We start from the raw sequence: 24,649 nt of genomic DNA on the forward strand, positions 1-24,649 counted from the left end.
ATAGTTTACTTTTAAAGAGCCCCGCCACTGGACTTTCACCAGCATACGACTTCACCTGACTTCGCCCTTTTGTAAAGGTAAATTACGCATTGGACGCAGGAGGATTAGGCGCAAGTACGCTAGACTGTTGTACTTGAATTGGACCTTCCCCAATTTATCTCTTTTGAACAGTTAGAAGAAAAGGGAAAAGACTAGCCTTTCCCTTACTCCCGCTCATTTCATCTTTCGACTTATAGAGCAACGTTTCGTTTCGTTTTTTTAGTTAGCTTTTACAAAACCTGTTACAGTTTGTGTTTTCATTTTATTATTCTCTTCATCTTCAATATAGAATGTATTACCTGAAGTATATTTGAGTGTTAATTTTGTTAAGTCTGTAGAACCTTTCGCAATTAACTTATCAAATGTAATTATTGCTGTATTAGTAGTACCGTTATATTCTACAGCTTTAACCGCATTTTCTCCTTTATCTGCAAAGAATAATGGAGCAATATCTTTGTCTTCACCTTGTAAGGCAACAGATTCAGAATAAGTTACTTCTACTGTTTGTTCAGTAACGTCATCTTCAGGTTTGATTTTTACTCCTACAATAACAGGTGCAGCATTATCTACGATATCTTTTGCTTTAACATTACCTGTTTCACCTACAATAATTTCTTCATTTCCTGTTTTACCAGTTGTGTTCGTAATAGTACCTTCGTCGATTTTTAAGATATTATTTTCAATACCTGTCACAAATTTAACGCCTGTCTTAGCAGTTACAGTTAATGTTTTGCCACTTACTTTAACATCATAGTAACCTGATCCACTGACCATTTCTGCTTCTGAACCATCAAAGATATCTGAACGGTTTGCAACGAATGCATTCACTGCAATATCACTTGCTGATACATTGCCTTTAATATCTTCTTTAAATTCAACAACAATTTTTTCAGCTGATTCAAGGCGAACTTCGTCTACTTTTGGTGCTGCCACTGAAATTCCTTTTGTTGAAGCTTTTAAATCTGATTTGTTTTTAGCTTTATTTGAAACATAAGATGCAGTTTGAAGCGTATCTTTATCAATTTCTACATTGTAAGATTTATCTCCACGAACTGTTAATGTACCAGTTTCATTTGTTTCAGCACGTACGAATTTTTCAATATTTTCGATAATTACTGATTTACCTGAAGTATCTCCGCCGTAAACTTTAATTTCATTACCATCTACTTTATATTCTTTACGTCCATCGAAGAAACGTACAGCTTCTTTAATATCATCTAACACTGGTACTTGATCAAATGTTAAAATGAGATCTGCTTGATCGTTTTTCTTGTCGTTTGCTACAATTTGAGCTTTCATTGAAGAAATTGGATCGTTAGCTTGTGCTTCTGCTTTTAAACCAGATGTCGCCTTGTTCATTGCGTTAGGGAATACACCGTTTTTCACGACGTTTGCAGGCATATCAATTTTATAAGATGTACCTTCATCTAATTCTGATTCTAATTCAAGTGTCAATGTTAAAGTGTTACCTTTAGCTTCAGCTTTTTCAATGCCATTTACAGTTACTGTTTTTCCATTTGCTGTACGTAAATCTAACTGCGCAGCATTAAGGTTGACTTTGTCGTCATCAGCAATATCTTTGTCAAAGTAAAGTGTCACTTCATTCGCACCTGTGAGACGAGCTACTTTTGCCACTGGGCTTGCTTCATCAACAGATGGTGTTTTCACAGTAATTGTACGTTTGCCTTCTGCTAAAGTCTTATTATCGTCTGTTTTTACATCTTCCTTAACAACTAATTTGTATGTTTTCCCAGCTGATAATTGTTTTTTACCATCAGTACCTACTTTAGCTAATTTAAATTCAATTTCTTTTTTATCATTAAGGTCTGACCAAGAACCCTCTTTATCTTCATCAGCCACAAATTGATCTAACGTTCCTAATTCTTGACCGCCTGCATCATACACAGTATATTTTGCTGAATCTTTAGCAACGTCTTTCATTTTCGTGCTATATTTCACGTAAATTTTGTCAGAAACAGCTGATACGTCAAATCCTGGAGTTGATGCTGCTTCTTTTAAAACTGTTGGTCCGTATGAGTGAACAACATCTGCTGCTACAGGTGTATCGCCGTTTAGAAGTGCTACCGTATATTTTTTACCAGATTCAATTTCTTCATCTAAATCAAATTGTGCTGATTTGCCATCAGAACTGAATGAAATATTCTTAGACTGGATACCAGATTCTACAGAATTTCCTTCCGTATATACAACGAAATATTCTCCGTTACGTTCTGCTTCACGAATGAAATCTTTATCGATTTCTTTACCGAATTTCACTTCAACCGTTGTATCGTTAATTGCCTTAACCGATGTGATACCGTCTGTTGAAGGAACTTCTGGAGTTTCTCCGCTTAATTTGTAAAGGAATACTGCTAAGTCACCGCGTTTTACTGGGTTTTCAGTACCGAATTTAGTATCTGAAATACCGTCTGTAACGCCTGCTTCTACTAATCCAGCAACTGCTGAACCGTAACGGTTTTTGTTCACGTCTGTGAATTTAACTGAGTTAGCGTCACCTTTAAGGTTGTAAGCGCTAGCTAAGATTAATGCTACTTCACCACGAGTTAAAACGTCGTTCGCACCGTAGCGAGTGTCTGTTTTACCGTTGATGATGCCTTTTGCTTTTAACGCGTTAACTGCGTCTTTCGCACGTGCTGGAACATCAGAGAAACCTGCGTCTGGTGAACCTGGTTTGTTTAAGTCTAATGCGTTCGCGATGAATACCGCCGCGTCAACACGTTTGATTGAGTCTTGTACACCGAATTGTGTAGAAGTTTTACCTTGAACACCTTTCGATACTACGTAGTCAACCGCTGGAGCGTAACGCTCGTTCACGTCTGTGAATTGTTTCGAGTCAGCTGAAGCTGCAACTGGTGCAATTGCCGATGCAACTAAAGTTGCTGTTGCTGCTGTTGCAACAAATTTGTTGTAAGATTTCTTAGTCATTTTGTAGAATTCCTCCTTGTTTTGAATAAACACTTTTCAGTTTTTATGGTGTATCCACAAAACTGCACAATACAAATATAGCACATTCTTTTATTGTCGTCTATTCTTTTGATTAATTTGTTTATTCTATACAGCTATTTCCAAATGTTTGTTCACAAATCCTTTACCTTCCGAATTTCGACGGTGAGAAGTGCGAGTAAGAACGCTAAATAAATCGATACCGCTGGCGCCATTAAAACGTGCCCTGCTGTAAGCGCAATTCCGAGCCCGATCACATAGCTGACACCCGACATTAAATAGAAGGCATTGCAGTTATTTTTGAAGCGTCGGAAAAAGCGCGCGAGAAATGTCACGGTTAAATACATAATTGGTGCGACTATATAAAGGAAGCCAATTATTCCAAATGAGTAAAAATAGTCATGAAAGTCCATTTCTACGATGTTCGGACGATTCGGATTGTCCTCTGTCGGATGTTCGTAAAGTCCAGCATATCCCATGCCGAATAACTTCTGTCCGAGCGTCGCACGTTGCCAATAATGACCGTAATCTGCGCGATACACTTCGCGACTGCTGAAGACGAGATTTTCGAACTGTTCGGCGGTCATTTCAATCCCTTCGCCTTCTTCTCCCTCTTCGCCGAGCGCTTCGTCAATTTGTTGTTGTGTCACACCGAGAAATTGCATTTGACCGAAAATATTGCTATACACTGGTGTAAATGGTGTCGTTACGAGTAATCCGACAAGTAATATGCCGGCTGTGATGAGCGTACGAATCGAGTATGGACGAGGTTGTTCACGCGTCCAAAACATTTGAATGAGAGATACACCGATCACTGCAATCAATGTGATTAAAATCCCACCATATCCGACTTTCGTTCCGAGCAAAATCATACCGAATGCGAGTAAGATGAAGGGGATCCAGGCGTACAATTGTTGCCACGATTTCATTTTGTTCATCGCATATAAGGCAGTGACAGGTAATAAAATTGCCATCGTTGAACCGATTTCGTTCCCTGATAAGAACCAAGCTTTCCATCCTGTTTTGTACCATCCGTAGTTGCTCATCGCCGTCCCTGTAAGGAAGGAGACGAGGAAGACAGTACCGATTGTCGCACCGACAATGGTGAATGCTTGAATGAGCACCGCTTGTAGTTTAATACGTTCTTTCGCTAATTGTTCGAACACGATAATGAGTCCGAGTAAGACAATCGGGAAGTAGATCGCCTTTGAATAAAATGTCACTTCTTGCATCATGTAATACGGGTCTTTCAACTGCATGTTCATCAAGAAGTTCCCGAGAACAAGTATCGCCAATCCGATTAAGTAATACAAAATCCATTTGGCATATTGACTGAATCGCAAGGCGTATAGTACCCAAAGGGCCATCGCAAACATGTACGCTAGTCGCATGAGGATGCCGAATGAAATCGGCAAGTTCATCGTCTTCACAGTCACCGTCGTTAACATATCGATCAGCGGTTGGAAAACGATGAATGCGACGAGAATGTACATGAAAGAATAATTAGGTCTTTTAGTCATGTTCATTTAACTCTCTCTCTATTTTTAAATTAATGTTTTGAATTTCCTAGCACTTGGACAGTGAATCCTGCCGCTTCCCAACGTTCGCGTGGGAGACAATTTTTCGTATCGATGACGAGACGATTCGCCACTTGTTGCGCTAAAGGTTCAGGGTCGAGTTCCGCAAATGCATCATGGCTCGTCAAAATGACAATCGCTTCCGCTCCTTCAACGGTCTCTTCCAATGTCGCACATTGTTCAGGTAATGCTTCTGTTAAAATATGCGGATCGTACGCATTCACCTGTAATCCTTCTTCATTCATATAGTGAATGACATCGAGTGACGGGCTTTCACGCATGTCGTCAATATTGCCTTTAAAGGCAAGCCCTAAGACAGCGACACGTTTTGTCGGACGCTCTGCAATGAGATCATTCGTCATCATCGCCGTATAGCGTGGCATGAAGTCATTCGTCTCACGAGCTGTCCGAATGAGCGGTGTGTTGACGTTTTGAATGTCGACTAAAAACCACGGATCAACCGCGATGCAGTGCCCGCCGACACCTGGTCCTGGTTGGTGTAAATTGACGCGCGGGTGATAGTTCGCGAGTTGAATCGCTTCCCATACGTCAACGCCGATTGTTGCGGCGATTTTTGCGAGTTCGTTCGCAAGCGCGATGTTCACGTCACGATACGTATTCTCCATCACTTTAACAAGTTCGGCTGTCGTCGCGTCCGTTAAATGCATCTTCCCTTTGACGAATGTGCTATACAAGTCTGCTGTCATTTCAGCCGCTCGTTCATTCACTCCACCAATGATACGGTCATTTGAAATTAATTCTTCAAAGACACGTCCTGGAATGACTCGTTCTGGAGAATGCGCGACGAATAGTTCTTCGCCAATGTTAAGTCCCGATTGTTCTAAAATCGGAATCATCACATCCGCTACTGTACGTGGTGGGACCGTCGATTCTAAAATGACGAGATCTCCTTTTTTCACATATGGAACGAGCGATTGTGTCGCCGAGCGAATGTAGTCGAAGTTCGGCTCTTTCGCTGCAGTGATAGGCGACGGAACAGCGACAATATAAACGTCACTCTCTTGTGGCTTCGTCGCCACAGTTAGCATTCCGTTGTCGATCACTTCATTTAAACGTCGTTCTAAATCAGGTTCTTCAATCGTTACTTCACCACGGCCTAATCGTTCGACGACAGATTCATTCACGTCTACTCCGTGAACGCGGTGTCCGTGATTGGCGAACATGACCGATGTGGGCAATCCAATATATCCTAAGCCGATAATACAAATTGATTGTTTCATGAAAAATACCTCTTTCATTTCTTTTTTTCTGTCACTACACGAAGGAGAAATTTCGGTAGATTCAGCTGCCTTCTCCACCTAGATGGATTCGTCATTAATCTGTACAACCATTCGAGTCCTAACTTCTGAAATGTTTTCGGGGCGCGCTTTACTGTACCGCTCAGCACATCAAAGCTCCCGCCAACCCCCTGAAACAGTAAGACGTTTGGCAAGCGTGACAAGTTGCGCTCAATCCATAGTTCTTGTTTCGGGCTGCCGAGTGCGATAAAAAGGATGCGCGCACCACTTGAATGAATCCGTTCGACAAGCGCTTCCTCATCTTGCTCGTAACCGTCCGTCTGCCCTGCGATGTGAATGTTCGGGTGACGCCTTGCAATTTCGGCGCTCGCCTTCTGCAAGACGTCTGCCTTCGCTCCGTATAAATAAATCGGATGCGCCTCTTCCTCAGCAAACCGAAGGAGACGTTCCATCATCTCAACACCAGTAACTCGTGAGCGGATGGCGCCTCCTTTTATTTTCGATGCGAGGATCATGCCGATGCCGTCTGCAATTTGAAACGTCGCTTCATTGATCAAGCGTTTGACGACAGGGTCACGTTGTGCAGTCATCACTTTCTCCGGATTGACTGCGATGATGGTAGACTGCTCGTGTCGTTCGAATCGGTGCTCGAGTTGCTCGATAATTTGTTCGTAATTATACCGCGAGACCGACACTCCTAAATACGTCTCTTTCATCTATATCCCTCATTATTCTTCTTTTTGTTTTTTATTCTATTCAGTATATCAGAATCAAGTACAAGTTGCATAGAGCGTATAAGGAGTGTTATTATTTTTGAAGGAAATCATTGTGTTTTAAGATACTTCGAGGAGGAGCTTTCTTTGAAATTTGTCATTTCCGGATTTTACGGATTGCATAATACAGGGGATGAGGCAATTTTACAAGCGATTGTCGACAATTTACGCAAAGCGTATGATAACCCTGAGATTACAGTACTTTCTCTCTCGCCTGAACAAACGGCAAAGACGCATAATGTGCGTTCTTTTTACCGCGGGTGGCGAAGAGATAATTGGAATAAAGTGAAAGAGATTAAAAGCGCAGACGTTCTTATTTCTGGCGGTGGTGGATTGTTGCAAGATACGTATCCGACGAAGTTTTTATTCGGACCATTGCCGTATTATTTGCTCATCGTATTATTAGCGAAGATTGTCGGAACACCCGTCATGTTCTTCTCACAAGGAATCGGTCCTGTGACGAGCACATGGGGGAAATTTTTAATGCGACGACTCGCAAATAAAGCGGACTTCGTTACTGTACGCGACGAGTTCTCGAAACAATATTTGCACGACTTGCGCGTAACGAAGCCACAGACGGTCGTGACAGCAGATGTCGTCTTCGCATTGGAGACGCATGACCCTGCCGACACGATTCGTCGCGAATTGCAATTGACAGATGATGACCGTTACATCGCGATTGCACCACGCCCTTGGTTCGAACATGAGGAGACGTACATTCAACATGTCGCAGAAGCATTGGACGTCATCGTCGAAAAGCATGACGTCATTCCAGTGTTCGTCACGATGGAAACGCCTTCTGATGTACTCATTTCCGAGCGCATTATCGAGAAGATGAAATTCGGCGCGCGCGCGGTCGTTTTCGAACGAGTCTACGCACCTGTCGAAATTGCACACTTCATCGGGAAAGCAGAATTGACGATCGCTCTCCGTTTACATGCATTAATCTTTTCAGCATTGTCACACGTCCCCCACATCGGACTAAGTTATGACCCGAAAGTGGAAGCATTTTTAAAACGTTCAAGCATGTGGCCGCATTCTTTCCGATTAGGTGAAGAGACGACCGAAGCGTTAATTGAACAAGCGGATCAATTACTTACGAATCCCGCACCATTTGAAGAACAAATTGAACGCGCAATCGTCCCTCTAAAAGAGGAAGCATGGCGCAACTTTGAATTGTTACAACAAAACTTTTCAAGTAAATCTAAATAGGAGGAACTACAGTTGAAAATATTACTCGCTACGGCGTATGATTATCCCCACCTCGGTGGTTTGAGCGTGCATTTAACGACATTGAAAGCAGGACTCGAAGCGCGCGGTCACGAAGTTGATATCGTTTCGTTCACCGACGTTCCGAAATGGAAACGCGACTTAATCGTGCGTGGACCAGCTTTTTTAAAAAATAAAAAAGAAGCAGGTTCGGGTTATGTCTACTCATTAGAACAACGTTCGAAAGAATTGAAACAAATCATTCAACAAAAAGCAAAAGAAAAAAAGTATGATGTCATTAACGCACAAGATGTGTACACGACATTTGCAGCGCTTCCGACGGGTATTCCAGTTGTGAGCACCGTGCACGGTTACTTAACATTTGAAGGGATTTCAAAAGGGACTGTTCCCGAGCATTCGAAAGCAGCAGAAACATTGAAAAATGCAGAGCGCGAAGCATATCGTGCGACGAGTGAAATTATTACAGTAGATACGCGCATTAAAGATTATATTCAAGAGATGGCGGGCGTTGAAGGGACAGCGATTCGCAACTTTATCGACGTCCACGCTTTCAAACCGAAAACAGAACAACGCGAAGCATTGCGTGAACAATATAAAATTGCTCAAGATGAATTCGTCTTTTTCGTTCCACGTCGTTTGACGAAGAAAAATGGGGTCATCTATCCGATTTTATCACTGCCTGCTGTGTTGCAAAAGCATCCGCGTACGCGCATCATTTTCGCTGGTACTGGTGAAATGATGGATGAGATGAAAGCGAAAGCGGAAGAGCTCGGCATCGATAAACAAGTGTCGATCATCGGCGCTGTCGATCATGCGGAAATTTTAAACTATTATTCATTGGCGAATGCCGTCATCATCCCATCGATCTATTCAGCAGGTGTTGAAGAAGCGACTTCAATTTCTGCTCTAGAAGGTATGGGGTCTGGCGTTCCTGTCATTGCGAGTGCTGTCGGTGGCTTAAAAGAAATTATCGAACACGGCAAAGACGGGTTACTCGTAGAAGAAAAAAGTATCGACGGATTGAGCGATGCGATGATTCAATTAATCGATGATGTCGATGCAGGCGAAGCATTAGCACAAGCGGCTCGCCAAAAAATTGTCGATCATTACTCTCACCTTGCAGCAGCCGCTTCCTACGAAGCGATTTATGAAAAAGCAATCAATAAATAATACACGGATGGAAACCATGGATTGTGTCGTGTGCATTTTCCATGGTTTTTTCTTCTTGTAAGAGAAAGGAGTATTCGCTATTTCTAAGTTACGTTCCGCAGCTTTATGGACTGCTTTATTAGCGATTTTCTTGAAGTTATCTGGCTTTATTCGAGAAGCTGTCATCGCGCGTGAATTCGGAGCTTCTTCGGCAACGGACGCGTACGTTCTGTCATTCGGCTTCATCACATTAGCGATTACGTTAACCGCTTCTGGCTTTAACAACGTCTTCTTACCCCTGTATGTGAAAGAGCGACAAAAAGGCGAAGGCGCGAGCGATGCGAATGCCAACGCTCTTTTAAATGGCTCTATCGTCTTATTCATCGTTTTGAGCATAATCGGCGTACTCTTTACCGAAACGATCGTCGGATTACTATTCGGACCGATGATTGGCGATACAAAAGTGTTAACGATCGACATTACACGCGTCTTCTTCACGATGTTAACCTTCGTCGGATTGAGTGCGATTTTAGATTCTTACTTGCAGTCGCGTCGCATTTTTGTCCCGTCCCAATTTGCAAAATTAAGCGCGACATTAAGTGCTGCGATTGCTGCTTTATTATTTAGCGATACGTATGGTATCTTCTCCGTCGTTTACGGATTTGGATTCGGAACGATTGTCGGTGTCGTCATTCAATTGTATTATTTAATGCGCTCGAATTATGAATGGCGCCTTCAATTCAAATTGACACCGGACTTTAAAAAGACGTTCTTTTTATTATTAATTCCTGCTCTTCTTCATTCGGCAGTCGGGCAAATTAACTTATTCGTCGACCGTTCGTTCGCGTCGAATACAGTCGATGCCGCGGCGACGTATTTAAACAACGCATCGCTCATTGCGAGTATTCCGCATGCGATTTTTGCGACGACGATCGTCGCGATTATTTTCACTTTGTTGAGCGAGCAACACGACAATATCGAACAATTCCGCAAAATCGTCTTTAAAGGATTGCAAATTTCCGCGCTCACTTTATTGCCGATTGCGGTCGGTTTGCTCGTGCTCGGTGAATCGTTTATTTCATTCGTATATGAACGTGGCAAATTTACGGCTGAGGATACACATCGAACGTATATCGTCTTATTGCTCTATTTACCTTTCGTCATTTTCCAAGGATTTCAATTCATTTTGGCGAAGACCATCTTTACGATGCAGAAGACGAAGTTAATTTTCCGTGTGAGTATGACGACAATCGTCATTAACTGGACGTTGAACTACTTTTTAGTTGACCGCTTCAGTTATCCAGCACTAGCCGTATCGACATCGATCGTCACTTTGTATTTGTTTACGATGTCTCTATTCATCGTCTATCGTGAAATTGGTTTTTCTGAATTGACACGATTTTTCAAAATGTTAGCCTTCGCGATTCCACCTGCTGCAGTCATGGGTGGTGTCTTATACATTTGTATGGAGTGGACGTTCCTCGGCTCCCTTACGCCATTGGTTCAACTCGTTTTACTCATTCCACTCGGCGTCATCGTCTATGTCGCAAGCTTATACGTCGTCTATCGACAAGGTTTCCGCGATGTGATGCATTTACTGCGTCGGGCATAAAAAAGCGTCAAACTCTCATTGGGGAGTTTGACGCTTTTTGCATTATTGTATACGTTTCGATGGTTTTTCGCCGATCGCTTCATAAAGAGGTAGCGTTTCGGAAATCATGCCATGTTCGTGATAGTAATAGTCTAATGTCGATAAGTAAATAGCGCGCCCCATTTTTTCTTGCCACGTCGCACTGCGAATTTTTGCATGATCGTTCGGATTCGTAATAAACCCTGCTTCGAGCAATATCGATGGCATTCCCGTGAAACGAATGACGAGAAATGGTGCCGTCTTCACTTTCCGATCATTTAGTTGCCACGCTTCTTGCGCACGATTTTGCATGTAAGAAGCTATAAGGCGCGCTTCTTTATCGCGCGCAGTCTGATTCGAAGGATAATAGTATGTCTCCATCCCGTTAGCATTCGGATTGCTGAAAGAGTTAATGTGTACGCTAATAAATAAAGACCCATTGTGACGATGTGCAAAATCTACGCGCTCGGCAAGGGACATCGTCGCATTCGTTTCCCGTGTCATTTTCAATTGAAATGGCGAGTGTTCAAAATATTTTTTCGCATAGTTCGCGATCGCCAATGTAGCGGTTGCTTCCCTGTATCCATATCCGATTGCTCCAGGATCAGACCCCCCATGTCCGGGGTCGAGAATGATTACTTCACCAGCGAGGGTTGTCGGTTTCTTTGGTGTAGTAGGGAAAACATTAAAAAGCAAGTTCGTCCGAACGTATCCTTTCCTATTGCCGTATTGCACTTGTGTGAATGAGGCACCCGATGAAAGTACACGAACTTTTGAACCTGTTGGAATTCGTGTCAACACTTTACTCGAACTATTCGCACTCGCAAATAATGGCGCTGCATTTCCTTCTGGATAAATTAAATATTTATAAGCTCCTGTCAATTCCGGTTTCGTCGTTCCTGACGATTGTTTCGGTTGCGGGTATGTAGTCGATAAGTAGGCCTCCGATACATACCCTTCTATACCGTTCACTCGAATTTTAGTCCAACCGGCTACAGGATAGGCAGCTTGCACTTTCGTTTGAAAAGGAAGCTTCGTCATTACTGGATAATGAACTCCGCGTCCTGTTCGCACATTCAAATCAGACTGTTCCGCAGTGACATACATCGTTCGTACATAAGGGTCCACTGCTAGTGGTTGGACGACTGATAGACGGAAAGACGGATCAACGGTACGTGCGATGAAAACCGCAAAATCTGCACACTTAATTTTCAATTGTTCACCAAATGTTCCGTCCGTCATTCCCTGGGCAATACCGTTACGCATTAAATCAGAAGCTGCCACACTAACCGAACCGCTAAATTGATTAAAATGAGCTCGGCCGATCATCATCGCCATTTGTCCACGTGTCAATGGCTCATTCGGGCGAAATGTTCCATCTGGATAGCCTGCTAATATTTTCCGGTCCACCATTTCTCGAATATATCCCGAAAAGTGATGATGGGCTGAGACATCTTTAAATCCTGTATTTGTTTTAATATTGGGTAAGTGTAATGAACGACCGATGACTGCGGCAGCTTCTGCCCTCGTCACATAAGCATCGGGAGCAAATTTCGTGTGAGTGCGACCATTCATCATTTGCTGATCGACAACATACTTTATTTCATCGTAAGCGCGAAACTTAGGCGTTACATCTGTAAATGTCCACGCTTTTGCAAAAACATCCAATGGCAAGATCAACACTATCAAAATCCAAGCAATAATAATACGTCGTATTCGTTTGGACACGGAAAAATCCCTCCATTATTATTCGGTTGTTTTTCTTTTCATTTGATGTCTATATGTGTGAAATTTTCATCGGTCATTCATTTCACTCCTAGGATATTATGAAGAACTTCTTTCTTATCAAGGAGTTTTTGTAGATTCTTTAAAGATGTTGTGCTATTATTAGAACTGTAGAATTCACTTGATTTTTCATATAAGAATCGCAAGTGGTGAGCTAATTGCCGACTCTCCAAGTCAAAAACTGTCGTTCATGTTCATGACATGAATGACAGTTTTTGTTTTTTTATATATGTTCGATGAGCGAAATCGCTCATCGAACATTTTTTTATTCGCTAATCAACTTAACATCTTTCGCTTGAACCCATCCAAATTCAACATGCGCTCCATTTTCTCGAATCAATTCATCTGAAAATACTTTGTACCACGTGCGATTTTGTGAATCTCTTTGCTCGTCTACAATCGCTAATGGGTATCCAGAATAACCAGAATGCCCTAAGTATTTCGCTTGATATTTGAAAAGTGGACCACTCGTCGTTGAAGGTTCGCGGTAAATCGTTGCGCCTTCTTTATTCGTCGTGATAGCTAAGCGATGTTGCTTATAATCTTTTTGGCCGAGGAATTGATCCGCCGTCCACATTTTTGAAGCGATTTTCGCTCCCCAATGTGGGTCTGACGCATACATGACGTTCGCGCCGATTGTTTTGTTTCCGGGTACTGCTCCATTTGAGTAAAGAAGACGCGCGCTTGGAATCGCATAGCGATCGTTCATATAATGTGCAATGAACGCATCGATACTACGTTCTGGCGTCGCATACATCTCTCCTGCACCTGGGTTGCTATCGAATACTCGAATACCGAAAATATTATTTTTATTTAATGCATTCCAACTCGTGCCGAAATCACTTTCGTGAATCGCAGCTCCTAAAATGAAGAGTGCATTTACCCGATGCTTTTCTTCTACTTCTTTCAAATAAGAGCCGAGACCAATCAGTTTAGATTTTTTTGAAGCTTCCGCATAACGCGCAATACCTGTTGCTTCTAAACGTTGAACCTCACTCGAAATAAAAGCATCTAATTCTTCCGCTGTGTAATTCGTTTTCGTGCGAATCGATTGGAATTGGAAGTATGGATAATGAACGAATGTTTGTCTCGTTCCGATTTTTTCAAAGTGGACGCCGTCTAATGAATAAAACTTGTCGCCACTTTTCATCGTAGGGGAAGCAGGCCCTACTACGTAGCCATACGTGTTCGCTGTCGTGTTTAAATGGTTCTTCGGATAGTGAACGAGCATACCGTTCGTTGCGACTTTATAATAATCACGATACTGAATACTTTCATAAGGTAAGACATTGACATGACTAGCATTCACATAACCTAACGTATCTCCAATTTTAACGTAAATCGCTTTTTCACCATTGCTGATGATTTTCATTTCTTTTCCTGGTTCTTGATACGTATATTGTTCTGTTAAATTGCTATTTTTATAAACTGTTACAACTTTTCCAGCAGTCGGCCCGTAAGCAATACCGTTTTTCGCTGCGACGACTTTATTGTTATTGTAGACGCCTACCGCATTGGGGTCTTTCGTCATTTCACTCAAAGCGTTCGCGTAGTTTTTGAACGATTTATCCCCTTGTACGAGCTTGCCGTTTTTCACATACGCTAATGTGTACGCTTCTTTCGGTGCTACAACGGGTGGTTTCGGATCCGGCTTTGGTTCTGGTGTCGGTTCGGGTAACACAGGTGGTTTTACTGTCGGCTGTTCGATTAATACTTTGTTCAATCGAAGTAGTGTTGCAGCTGCTTCGTCACGCTTTGCCGTATTTTTCGGACTGTAACGCATTTCTGTCTTTGCCTCGTTCATCCATGTTCCGCTAGAAATTCCGTATGCGTATACTTGATAAACGTTGCGAATCGTTGTCGATCCCCCAAATGCTTCACTGTCTAAAAGTTTAATTCTTTTTGATTCTGTTAAATTTTTTTCTGTTAAAATATTCGCAATAATCGTCGCGATTTGTTCGCGTGTAATTGGATCATTCGGTAAAAATTCATTCGTACGTGTCCCTTGAATATAACCAGCATCTACGACCGCCATTACTTCTCGAGACAAACGATGACCGTTTGTGTAATCGATAAAAGGTACTTGTGAGGTAGAAGGTTCTAATTTTAACATACGCGCAATAAACGCGGCGAACTGTTCACGTGTCACCTCATGTTTCGGGTTGATATTTCCTTTCGTATCCCCTTGGATAATCCCTAATGCAATTGCTTCTCGAACTTCTTTTTCAAGGCTCAGTCCTTGTAGTTCATCTGCAGATGTTGTTACCGCCATGGAAGGCAAGAGTAACAGTGCTACGACGAATGTGAGTAACCACTTCTTCATTGTATCGTCCATCCTCCTTCTACTAGAGATATTACACTCTTTCTACTACACTCGTCTACTAATATATTATTACATTCTCATTACATTTGGACTTCCGTCATCAAAAGAAAAAGGCTTATGCGCCCGCTTTCTACTTCCTTATTCGAGAAGTAAAATTACGTTTGCGCATAAAACCTTTTTATTAGTTGCTACATCATTATTTTTTAATATCGACGATGCGGCCTTCACGTTCATTATTCACTTGTTTCAGTGATTTTAATTGTTCTGCAAAGTTTTCCCAATCTGATAAGCCGAGATCTGTTACGCGGCCTTCCTCATATGCTTTTTTGAACATATCATAGCCGTCTCCACCTTTTGCAGTGAAGGCATTCGTTGCCAACTTATATGTTTTTGAGTCTTCGATCGGCTGTAGATTATTATCTTTATCATAATATTCGACTGATATGATGCGTTGGCCAACTGGTTTGGACGAGTCGAACTGTACTTTACCGCCTGAAATGTGTAAGAAACCACCGCTCTCTTGCGGGTACTCTTTCAAACTATGTTCGAATGCTGCTTTCAATTCCGCTCCTGTTAAATGCATCGTTGCAAGTGTATTCGTAAACGGTAAGACAGAGATTACTTGCCCAATTGTAATTTGTCCTTTCGGAATTGACGTACGAATGCCACCACCATTTTGGAGCGCCATAATTGTTTCTTCTCCGTTGCGATCTAATGTGCGTGCTTTCGTCAACATACCGTCTGTAATGATGTTGCCGAGCGCCGTTTCATTGCGACGCACACTATCATTTGCGTCGTCGCTCGTACGTGGATTCGTTAAATCCTCTAAAGCTTCTGCTCCAATCGGTGTCGTTTTTAATTCTTCAATTTTTGATGAATATTGCGCGAGCACTTTCGCTGCTTCTGGATCTTCCGCACGGTCCGCCACTTTAATTAATTCGCCTTTATATTTTTTGACAACACCTTGATCATCGAATGATACATCGAGTACACCGAGATTTTCGCCATATTGGAAAGCTTGGACGATTAATGTATTTCCAATTTTCACAGGCTCATCCAATTTCGTATGACTATGACCGCCTACGATGACGTCGATTTGTGGAACTGCTTTCGCTAATTCTTGATCATTATCGATCGCAGGATTGTCATCAAATCCGATATGCGTTACCGCAATCACCTTATCGATGCCCATTTTTTCGAATTCTTTTACCATCACTTTTGCTTCTTGAATATAATTGCTAAATTCAATTTGTTTCGGGCTTGAAATATCTGCTGTTTCTTCTGTCGTCAATCCGAAAATACCGACTTTTTCCCCATCGATTTCTTTCACAATCCCTTTATAAATATGACCATCTTGAATATCATCGGTCGCGATTTTCGTGCTGAATAACCCTTCGAATAAAGGGTCTTTTGAAACGTCAACGTTACTTGAAACGATTGGGAACTGCGCCGCTTTAACGAAGTCTGCTAACGCTTTATGACCTTCTGGTGTCGAACCGAGGTCGAATTCATGGTTTCCGAATGTCATTGCATCGACTTTCATCATATTCATAAATTGTAAATCCGCTTGCCCTTTGAACTCGTTGAAGTAAAGAGAGCCAGAAAACACGTCTCCGGCATCTAACAACAATGTGTTGTCGCGCGTTGAGCGAATTTCATTCACTGCTGTAACACGTTTTGCCGCATTATCTAAGTGCGCATGTGTATCGTTAAAATGCATAATCGTTAAGTCGAATGTCGGTTCTCCGCCTACCTGCCCGCCTTCGGGACGATGTTTTGCCGCACGATGTAAGAAGAGCGCTAATTCTCCACGAGTAATGGCAGCATCTGGCGCGAACTGTGTCGCTGTCTTCCCGCTCGCAATCCCTGCCTTCACTAATGCATTAACATACGGTGCAAGTCGTGGGGAGACGTCTGTGAATGCCGTATGACCTTCTTCTAACGGAAGGTCATATGCTTTCACAAGCATCATCGCAAATTCAGAACGCTTCAGTTGCTCATTTGGCGCAAATGTCGTTTTCGTTTTTCCTTGAACAATACCTTTCGCTGCAAGTGCTGTCACTGCTGCTGTCGAACGTCCTGCCAAATCGGTAAATGGTGCTTTGCTCACTTCGTCTTCAGTAGAAATACGTGCCGCTTTCGCTACCATCACTGCAGCATCTCCACGTTTTATGTTCAATTGCTCTCCAAATGATCCATCCTGCAATCCTTGGGCAATACCTTCATCTTTTACGTATTGAATCGCTGCATCATATTTCGCTTCTGCTGCAACAGGAGTCATTGCTACTGCGAGAGCCGTCGTCACTGCCAATCCTGAATACATCGCTTTCTTCTTCACATAAATCTTCCTTTCTATCTTCAGTATTCCTTTCATTATATCATGAAAAAGATGAACGGTTTCGATTATTCAGTTTTTTACAAATCTTAATAGAGCGAACGATAAAAGATGTTTTTCTGATGAAATTTCGGGTATAGAAGTTGTAACATAAACCATAAAAAAGAACCAAAGCCCTGTATGGCCTTGGTTCACTCTTTTTAGTTTAAACGGCTAATGAATGTGTTGAAGTGTTTCTTTTCCACTTTGTTCGCAATACCGAAACTTCCATCTGCATAACCGCTCGTTACTTTGTTCGTTGCTAATGTGTTGATATGACGCTCTGCCCAGTATCCTGGTTTAACGTCTGTAAATTGTACATCTGAAGATCCTGTTAAATGAAATGCGTCAACTAATACTTTTGCTAATTGTGCACGAGTAAGTGACTCATTCGGGTTGAAGTTACCATTATTGTCTCCCCCGAAAATCCCTGCTGCCGCTGCTGCTCCGATTTCTGCTGCAAGTGGGTGATTCGCATCAACGTCTTTGAAGTTCAAATTTGATGATGCTGGTAAATTTAATTTGTCTGCAAGAACTTTTGCCACTTCACCACGTGTTATGTATGGTGATTCTTTCTGTACTGGTGCTGCTACTGCTGGTGCTGAGTCAAAGTTTTTCACGCGACGCGCTCCGATGTAACGGCTTCCCCAGTAGTATGGGTCGTTCAATGCTGTAATTGTAACACCTTGGCTAGTTGAAGCGTGAATGAATTTTCCACCTTGGATGAAAATTCCTACGTGTGATACGCCACGACCTGATGTGTTAAAGAATACGAGGTCACCTGTTTTTAAGTTTGACTTCGCAACTGCTTTTCCTGCTCCGAATTGGCTACCCGTTGTGCGTGGAATTGAAACGCCTGCTTCACGGAAAACGTACTGTGTATATCCTGAGCAATCAAATCCTGCTGGTGTTGTTCCACCGTAACGATATTTGATTCCCATATATTTCTTACCGATATTAATCACTTGATCCGCCGATTTAGCAGATGCTGCTTCTGGCACTGACATGAAAATTAACAAACTTGCAAGTATAGTGTATACGATACGTTTCACGTTGACATTTTCCCCTTCCGATTCTTCAAATTATGTATTGGACGTTTTGTGATAAAACGCTGTGAACTTTTTAACTAGATATAGCTTACCACATGGTTTCATCTTTTTCGTTTACACTTATATTACAGTTGTGTTACAGAGAAAAACACCTGCAAACGTTGATTCTACAACGATTGGATTTTTATCCCAGCGTTTTATTTTGTAAGGATTTCTCTTTGTGTAACAATACGACCCCATTTGTTACAAAGAGAAATGATCATTGTGACAAAAAATAAAAATAATGCCTTTCGATTTAAGAAATCGAAAGGCATTATTTTTAATGATCGTAAATGACCGTATGATAACGAAGTACGGTAGCTTTACCTGTTTTGTCTTGAATCCCTTTTACTTCCACTTCGAATACTTCTTCATTTCGAACGGGATATATCGTTTTAACGGTAGGTTGGAAAATAATAGTCGGTCCACTACGTCCGTAATTCGAAGCTTCTACATTAAAGAAGCCATCGGAACGATTCGCAGAAAACGTCCATCGCTTTCCATCTCTCACACGTTTCAAGTTTACGACAACTTTCGAGCGTTGCGGTGTATTGTAAAATTCAGGTGATAAACTTACCGACCACGGAAGGGCTTCGTGAATCTGACTCGGTACGAATAAATCCATAGGGAAAGCTCCTTCTGCAGGCCACGTGACATATTGAACATTATGGGTGACAGGTGGAACGACATAATGGTCGAATAATTTAATCGCACTATACGTGCGTTCTTCTTCAAAAATTGTGTCGGTCTTCGCTTCTCCAAAACCGACTGTCGACAAACAAGGACAAATGAGCCAACGACGATGACCAACGTCTTGACGGTTGATCGAATCAGAGTCCATCATGTACCCGTAGTAAATACTCGAAGCGATGTCGTCATAACCGTACGCAATATTAGACGTTGATGCGCCATTATACGCCTTTTCATAAAAGCTACTACTTAGATGAGGTGGCTTGACAGGTTCATGCGATAGCCCTATATTGTTTAACGCTAAGACAAATGCTGCAGCTTGCGCTTCTTCCATATAAGGGGTTGTAATGCGCAACGGATTTGTCAACCCTGCAACTGCGCGGACATAGTAAATCGCTTGTAACGATTGTTGCTTATATGTTTCCGTTAATTGTCCTGGACGATAAGGCAACGTGAGCTTCGGGTGTACCGCAAATTTTTGTTTCGGCACTGGTTTTACATAGCGTTTGTAGGCTGCTTGTTGTTGTTGTTTTCGTTGAAGCGAATATAAATTCGGAAGCTCGGGATTTTCTTCCCCTTTCCACATATGCGCATTTTGTTGTTCCCAGCGCACTGCGCGATACAAAATATCAGCGACTTCTCCTCGCGTAATACGATGCGATGCTTGATACTTGGAGTTTTTCGGCTTCTGAATCATTCCTTTCGTCGCCAATGTTTGAATGAATGGATAACTCCAATGACTTGGCGTCAAATCGCTGAAGTAACGATCGCCATATACAGGTTCCAATTGAAATGCAGTCGATGTGATTTTTGCAAATTGATCACGTTGAATGGAATCTTTCAAGCGAAACGTATGATCTTGGTACCCTTGCATAGCACCGATTGCATTCAGCTTGACAACGTACGGATAATACCACGTGTTCAAGGACAAATCTTTATAATACAAAACAGATGATTGTTGCACGTGGAGAGGGTAATGATGATGTTCTAATGTGGAAGCGATCATCTTAGCCGCTTCTCCTCTCGTCACATACGCATTCGGACGAAATGTTCCGTCAGGGTAACCTGAAATAATCGAACGTTCCGTTAAATAGTCAATTCCTTCATAATACGGGGACTGTTTCGGAACATCTTTAAAGTTCGCTGCTTCTACATGCCATGGCATAATCATATACATCACCATCAGTGCGAAACTGATGAACCATTTTCTATTCAAGCAACTACCTCCTTTTTACAATCTATTTTACTTATTGTATCATAATACGGAGCAGTCTTTCGGCTGATTCTCCTTCTTCATTTTACCGCTAGATTAGTCTTTGTGCGACTTTTTCTATCGAGTGAAAAATATAGCTTAGAAAGCGAGGTTTATGATGAAAATACGATGGTATGGACGATTATTCATCATCGGGATAATGTTTCTTTTAAGCGCTTGTCAAAATGATTCTAAAATCGATCATTCACCTTTTACATTATCTATTGATGAACATGTCTTTCTCGAACTTTCTCCTAACATACCACTACCGTCACATAAGGAAACGATCGAAAAAATACATGCAGTGGATGAAATTTACTCATTCGAATTAGAGGAAGGATCCTTCACGATTACGAAGCGCATGATCGAGGAAGATACGATGCTCTTTTTCGAAGCGATTCAAATCGGGGAACGCCCATTACATATCCCTTATACAATCAAAACGGCGACAAAAGACTATACGTTCCATCCGTTTGCCAATCCGATTGTCGAAGAACATCACGATGTTTTCGGAATCGACTATACGACAAATGTAAAAGGCTATGTTCAATCAGATGCGGGAGATTGGATGATTTCTCAAAATTACCGCTCCGTCCCTAAAGTTATGGAATACGATGACGGAACGACGAGCACAGTGCGCCATTTAGTGGAGGAAGACGACCGTTTGACTATCGAGATGAACAATGACGAATTACAATTTCAACAAACGATTGAAACGAGCTATGCGGATGAGCATAACGAACAGTGGTTCATGTTTAGCTCTTCTTCTTTATTCGAAACAGATCTTTGGGAAGAATATCGGGACGAGACGAACGAAGAGTTTTTGCGTTCAGCGAAATGGGTGACACCGACAGGTATTTATACAAAATTACCTTGGTCGATTGAACCTGCGACCAAGCTCGGATATGGACGGAATCCTCAGCTCATGCAAGGTCAACAATTTCTAGATTATTACGAACGAGCTCAAGAGCGTTTCTTCTACAATATGATCGTTCATAGTGTGAATGTGTTAATGGATTATAAAGGGGAAGCTTCAACCTTCTATACAGAATATACGAGCACCTGGTTGAAAAAAGAATATGGCATCACCGCTCCTTATACAGACACACGACATAATGAACTCATCTCTCTCTTTTTGACGAATGTGCGTCCCTACATTCAAGAGGAGGCATTAGAATCGATCCACTTATTATATGCGGATTTTTTAGTCGAACAGGCGGAGCAACAAAATACGTTACCGACCAAAAATGGATTTTACATTTTAGACTATTTCTCCCCTACACAGACGAAACCGACTCATGTATCGCTCAACCATGCACTCGGTGAATTGCATTACGTCTTACAAGCATACGAAGCAAGTGGTGATGAGCGATACTTGCATATCGGTACGATGATGAAAAATGCGGTGGAAGATAGCGGTACGCATTGGATTGATGAGGAGACAGGTGATCTCTTTTATCGTATCGCAGCGGACTATTCTTACGGTGGAACGGATTATGAACAATTGACGTTGCGCGATTTGTTGACGGCATTGGAAGACTTTCGACGTCTCGACATTCCGTATGATGACGTGTTTTACACATTAATTGAACAGAAGCGAGAATTTCTCCAGCAACAACAAATTCCTTTAAAAGAAGATATTAAAGAAAAAATAGAAGCGCTCGAACTGCAATAAAAAACGACGGAAACAGCGATGATCTCACTGTTTCCGTCGTTTTATTTAAACGTATTATTCAACTTTTGTTCGAAATGTTTCAACGTATGTTCAGGTGCGATTCCTTGTCGATTTAATAAAAGTGGGTCGTCTCCTAACAACACTGTCCCTGGTTGCGTCGTGAAAGCGAACTCGATTTCTGCTTCTTTTAATGCCTCACGCGCTGCTTGTGTATTTTGACCGAACGGATAAGCGAGCGCGATAATATGTGAGGTGTCGCCTGCGTATCCTTTCGCGATTTGTGCTTTACTTGCCATCACATCTTCATACACTTCTTCTTTCGTACTATGCAATAATAATCCTTCGCGCGTTCCTTTTTTAAAGACGTGCATATAATGGGTATGACTTTGGAAATTATAAATATCTTCCGTCATCGCCATCTCTTTTAATCCGACGTTTTGAAGCCCATCTGGATCCCACGGAGCGGCTTGTTGACGTAATTTCCCTGAAATTAAAAAGGAAACAGCTGGATAATTATATTGTTTTAAAATCGGATACGCATATTTCACGGTTGATAAAATACCGTCATCAAATGTGATTAAAACGACGCGCTTATGCAAATTAATTTCGCCATTTTTCCAAGCTTTAAACGTGTTTAACGTAATCGGTGTCCAGTTGTGACGGTTTAGATAAGCCATTTGTTCTTCGAATTGACGTACATCGATAACCATGCGATTGTTCTTTTGAGAAGATTGCGCTGCATTTTCTAACATATGATGATACATGAGAACAGGAACACCCGAATCTTTCATTGTATCTTTTTTATCAACATATACTGGAACTCCTCCGATTTGAATGCGGTACTGCGTTCCTTCTTCTCCTAAAATGACAAGACGCATATCTGGTTGAATCGTTCCGACCACTTTCCCTTTCGCTTCAAAACGCATCGGAGTATTTCTCTTCGTCAATACCGTTTGCTTGCCTTTTGTCACCGCAGGTACATGTCCTTCTTGAATATGAACTTCTTCTTTTAAAAATGTGACGACTCCATTTCCGAACGCGACTTCATACCCTTTTCCTGTTTCTTGAAGGATAGGCAATATCACGCCTTCATTTATTTCCATTACTGTGAGACGTTTCCCCTCAATCCATTGGAAACCTTTCGCATTCGTAAGCGTTTTTAATACAAGACCATTCGGATCTGGTTGAGGTTCTGGATTCGGATCTGGATTTGGAGCAGGCTCTGGCGACGGTCCTGGATCTGGATTATCGATAACACCCCCGTCTAAAACGAACAACATTTTTGCGAAATCACCGCGTTTCATTGATTGAACTGTTCCATACTTTGTCGCACTCACACCGTTCGTCACTCCATGTGCGACAAGTGCTTGAACCGCTTCTTGGTAGCGCTCATTCACATCGGTAAAAGGAAGATTTGTTTCTGTCGTGACATGTAGGTCGAATGCCGCTTCTTTAGTGACGATTAAAGCAAGCTCTCCACGCGTCATTTCATCCGAAAACCCGTATAATTTATTTGTTTTCCCTTGAATGATTCCTAATTCATATAAAGTTCGAATGGCGATTTGCGCATCTTGTCGATGAGCAGGAATATCCGTAAAAGCGACTTCAGGTGCTTCTTCATTCCACACGTTCAATGTGCGCGCTAAGTATACTGCCGCATCTCCACGTGTGATCGTTTTAGCTACCCCAAACTCCGTCGGGGACATCCCTTGAATTCCTTTGTTCACCATATATTGTACAGCTTCTTCATAACTTGCTGGGACGTCTGTAAATGTCCCCTTCGCTTGAGTTCGTCCGAGTGGTAAAGCGACGAGGACGAATAATAATAACCAAATCATGCTTTGTTTCCAAAGTTTCACGACATTCTCTCCATTTCATCTCTTTTTTGTTTTTTAGCTTTCCATAAATCTTGCGCCGCTCCCGATCCGAGTATGACTCCGATGATGATGAGAACGAAGGCGAATAAATGGCGCATCGTTAATGACTCTCCTAAGAAGACGACGCTTCCGAGTAAGGAGAAAAGCGTATTCAAGTTGATAAAAATCGCTGCTTTCGTCGGTCCGATTTCACCGACTGCCGCATTGTATAACATATGACCAATCGCTGTTCCGATAATACCACTTGCAGCGAAACCGAGCCAAAACTTCGGCGGTGTCTCCAACATGACGCGCCATTCTCCTGGCTCTTGAATAAATCCGAGAACGATGAGCACAACGCTTCCGATCAATAACATATATCCTGTCAACAGACGGGGATCCAATGTGCGCGCAGCTTTGGCGATAATTAAAAATGACAATACTTGCGTTAAAATGGCGATAAAAATAAAACTATCTGCCATCGACAAACCGGTAAATTCTCCCCCATTTAATAATGTGACCGAACTGACGCCGACAAAGCCGAATGCGACACCGACCCATTGAAGACGAGACGGATAGTTGCGCAAAATGAGTGCCGTGAGCACGGCTGTCAGGACAGGTCCTGTGCCGAGAATGAGTCCTGCACTCGTGCCAGACGTTTCGGTGAGTCCGACGTTTAAAAAATAATGGTGCATCGTCACATTCAACAAAGCCCCTCCAAAAATATAAAGCCATTCTTTCCCCCTTGGCAATCGGACAAGTCCCATTACCGACAAAATGACGAATACACTGATCGCCGCTAATAAAATGCGAAAGCCCGTCAATGTAATCGGCCCGACAAACGTAAGTAAATACTTCAATAGCGGTAAATTCATTCCCCATAAAAACATGACGAGGACCGTGATTACATACACTTTAGTCATTCGACTCATGCGCCTTCTTCCCCTCTTTGTTTAACTATTGCTATCGTATCATTTGCAACAAA

Annotated in this window: 15 protein-coding genes; 4 read left to right on the forward strand and 11 right to left on the reverse strand. The window is 42.1% G+C overall.

Annotation, left to right across the window (positions count from 1 at the left end; translation table 11 throughout):
* Positions 1-258: 258 nt before the first annotated feature.
* The 4 genes from IRY55_RS08510 to IRY55_RS08525 all read right to left on the reverse strand — a co-directional run bounded on the left by IRY55_RS08510 (position 259) and on the right by IRY55_RS08525 (position 6,555).
* Complete coding sequence (locus IRY55_RS08510) at positions 259-2,985, reverse strand: S-layer homology domain-containing protein (RefSeq protein ID WP_194562889.1); 2,727 nt, start codon at positions 2,983-2,985, stop codon at positions 259-261.
* 152 nt (positions 2,986-3,137) lie between these two features.
* The gene (locus tag IRY55_RS08515) at positions 3,138-4,523 is read right to left on the reverse strand and encodes an O-antigen ligase family protein (protein ID WP_194562890.1); all 1,386 of its coding nucleotides are present in this window, start codon (positions 4,521-4,523) and stop codon (positions 3,138-3,140) included.
* Positions 4,524-4,552: 29 nt separating this feature from the next.
* Complete coding sequence (locus IRY55_RS08520) at positions 4,553-5,821, reverse strand: nucleotide sugar dehydrogenase (protein ID WP_194562891.1); 1,269 nt, start codon at positions 5,819-5,821, stop codon at positions 4,553-4,555.
* A gap of 14 nt (positions 5,822-5,835) precedes the next feature.
* Complete coding sequence (locus IRY55_RS08525) at positions 5,836-6,555, reverse strand: WecB/TagA/CpsF family glycosyltransferase (RefSeq protein ID WP_194562892.1); 720 nt, start codon at positions 6,553-6,555, stop codon at positions 5,836-5,838.
* 144 nt (positions 6,556-6,699) lie between these two features.
* Between IRY55_RS08525 and csaB the strand changes: the two genes are divergently transcribed.
* The 3 genes from csaB to murJ all read left to right on the forward strand — a co-directional run bounded on the left by csaB (position 6,700) and on the right by murJ (position 10,603).
* Positions 6,700-7,824, forward strand: coding sequence for a polysaccharide pyruvyl transferase CsaB (gene csaB, locus IRY55_RS08530; RefSeq protein WP_194562893.1), 1,125 nt, complete (start codon positions 6,700-6,702; stop codon positions 7,822-7,824).
* Positions 7,825-7,836: 12 nt separating this feature from the next.
* On the forward strand, positions 7,837-9,012 hold the full coding sequence (locus tag IRY55_RS08535) for a glycosyltransferase family 4 protein (RefSeq protein WP_194562894.1): 1,176 nt from the start codon (positions 7,837-7,839) through the stop codon (positions 9,010-9,012).
* A gap of 130 nt (positions 9,013-9,142) precedes the next feature.
* Positions 9,143-10,603, forward strand: coding sequence for a murein biosynthesis integral membrane protein MurJ (gene murJ, locus IRY55_RS08540; protein WP_213086691.1), 1,461 nt, complete (start codon positions 9,143-9,145; stop codon positions 10,601-10,603).
* A 42-nt stretch (positions 10,604-10,645) separates the two neighbouring features.
* Here the strand turns inward: murJ and IRY55_RS08545 are convergent, their stop codons facing one another.
* The 5 genes from IRY55_RS08545 to IRY55_RS08565 all read right to left on the reverse strand — a co-directional run bounded on the left by IRY55_RS08545 (position 10,646) and on the right by IRY55_RS08565 (position 20,097).
* Positions 10,646-12,349, reverse strand: a complete 1,704-nt coding sequence (locus IRY55_RS08545) for an N-acetylmuramoyl-L-alanine amidase (protein WP_194562895.1) — start codon at positions 12,347-12,349, stop codon at positions 10,646-10,648.
* 322 nt (positions 12,350-12,671) lie between these two features.
* On the reverse strand, positions 12,672-14,729 hold the full coding sequence (locus IRY55_RS08550; protein WP_194562896.1) for an S-layer homology domain-containing protein: 2,058 nt from the start codon (positions 14,727-14,729) through the stop codon (positions 12,672-12,674).
* A 196-nt stretch (positions 14,730-14,925) separates the two neighbouring features.
* The gene (locus tag IRY55_RS08555) at positions 14,926-17,067 is read right to left on the reverse strand and encodes a 5'-nucleotidase C-terminal domain-containing protein (RefSeq protein WP_328799642.1); all 2,142 of its coding nucleotides are present in this window, start codon (positions 17,065-17,067) and stop codon (positions 14,926-14,928) included.
* Positions 17,068-17,264: 197 nt separating this feature from the next.
* The gene (locus IRY55_RS08560; RefSeq protein WP_194562897.1) at positions 17,265-18,155 is read right to left on the reverse strand and encodes a C40 family peptidase; all 891 of its coding nucleotides are present in this window, start codon (positions 18,153-18,155) and stop codon (positions 17,265-17,267) included.
* 316 nt (positions 18,156-18,471) lie between these two features.
* Complete coding sequence (locus tag IRY55_RS08565; protein ID WP_194562898.1) at positions 18,472-20,097, reverse strand: S-layer homology domain-containing protein; 1,626 nt, start codon at positions 20,095-20,097, stop codon at positions 18,472-18,474.
* Between the two features lie 154 nt (positions 20,098-20,251).
* Between IRY55_RS08565 and IRY55_RS08570 the strand changes: the two genes are divergently transcribed.
* Entirely contained in the window at positions 20,252-21,808 is a 1,557-nt protein-coding gene (locus tag IRY55_RS08570; RefSeq protein WP_194562899.1) for a hypothetical protein, read from the forward strand.
* Positions 21,809-21,849: 41 nt separating this feature from the next.
* On the opposite strand, the gene IRY55_RS08575 is transcribed toward IRY55_RS08570, so the two are convergent.
* Together IRY55_RS08575 and IRY55_RS08580 are read right to left on the reverse strand one after the other, a co-directional pair.
* Positions 21,850-23,667, reverse strand: a complete 1,818-nt coding sequence (locus IRY55_RS08575) for an S-layer homology domain-containing protein (RefSeq protein WP_194562900.1) — start codon at positions 23,665-23,667, stop codon at positions 21,850-21,852.
* Positions 23,664-24,596 (reverse strand): DMT family transporter, encoded by a 933-nt coding sequence (locus tag IRY55_RS08580; protein WP_328799643.1) that lies wholly within the window; start codon positions 24,594-24,596, stop codon positions 23,664-23,666. The genes IRY55_RS08575 and IRY55_RS08580 overlap by 4 nt, the downstream gene beginning before the upstream one ends.
* Between the last annotated feature and the right edge of the window lie 53 nt (positions 24,597-24,649).

It is taken from the genome of Savagea serpentis (assembly GCF_015351395.1).
In the GTDB taxonomy this organism is placed as follows: domain Bacteria; phylum Bacillota; class Bacilli; order Bacillales_A; family Planococcaceae; genus Savagea; species Savagea serpentis.